Below are 1,024 nucleotides of genomic sequence, written 5' to 3'. Positions count from 1 at the left end.
ACTTAAGAATAAGCACTAAGCAGGAGGTGACAGTAGTAAAAAATCAAAAACGGCTTAAAGTAAAGACAAATTTTAGACAAAAGATGAAAGCATGTAACCAAGGATAATAGCGATTCAAATGAAATTAAAAAGAAACATGGTTAAAAAAGCTTTAAAGCGAAATTCTCTACACCGTCTCTTTTGTTCAATGCAGCGAAACCTTTAAAATAAGGAGCTTCCTGCCCAGAGCACTGGAGGGATCGTTGGTGGCGAAGCGGAAGCGAAAAAGGAACAAGAATCAGCGAGCAGACCTGAGAAAAGAAGGAAGCCAGAAGGCAACCAAGGAATTTCGCCCAAGCGGAACGTCAATTAACCTGTCAGAATGGATTGGCGCTTCGAGCCGTTTCGTGCGCCACAATCAAAGAGTGCTCTCAGCACTCTTGCTCCTCGTTCTTGTTCTTATCCCGTTCTACACGAGCGTGCACTTTCGCATGTACCCTGCCACCTTGCCAATAACGGAGAAGTGGGCGGCAGACACCATTCTCAATTCAGTTCGGAACGACTTAAACGCACAAATAACCAAACAGTACCCCAACCTCCCTCCAGAGCGGAAGCGCGAAGTCATTGAGCAAGAGCTCCAAAAAATACTTGCTCAGCAAAAATCAGACTTCGAAGCGCAAGTTTCCCAACTCAGCGAGCAGTTCAAAGAGCGACTCCAGGACGATACCGGCCAGACTTATCTCCTGGCCATTGATCCTTATTTTTATCTCAGGAGGGCAGAACTCATTGTAAAGACAGGAGATGTCTGTGACGAGATACGGAACGGGAAGTGTTGGGACAATCACATGATTGCGCCCCTCGGTGTTCCAACTAAAAAAGACTTCCACTCGTCATTCGGGGCGTGGCTCTACAAGGCAGTTTCAGTCTTCAAGCCCAATCTGACCGTAAAAAATGTTTTTTTCTATATTCCCGTCTTGATCGCGTCACTCAGCGTTATTCCCGCATTTTTCGTAGGAAGGCGGTTTGGAGGAAACGTTGCAGGATT

General features: G+C 45.9%; 1 protein-coding gene. It reads left to right on the top strand.

Annotated features, from left to right (window positions below; all coding sequences use genetic code 11):
• Nucleotides 1-245: 245 nt before the first annotated feature.
• A partial coding sequence (locus tag D6783_00520; GenBank protein ID RME53892.1) for a hypothetical protein occupies nt 246-1,024 on the top strand: 779 nt, incomplete at its 3' end.

It is taken from the genome of Candidatus Woesearchaeota archaeon, from assembly GCA_003694805.1.
Classification (GTDB): Archaea; Nanobdellota; Nanobdellia; order Woesearchaeales; family J110; genus J110.
This window is presented reverse-complemented; position numbering and strand designations above follow the sequence as displayed.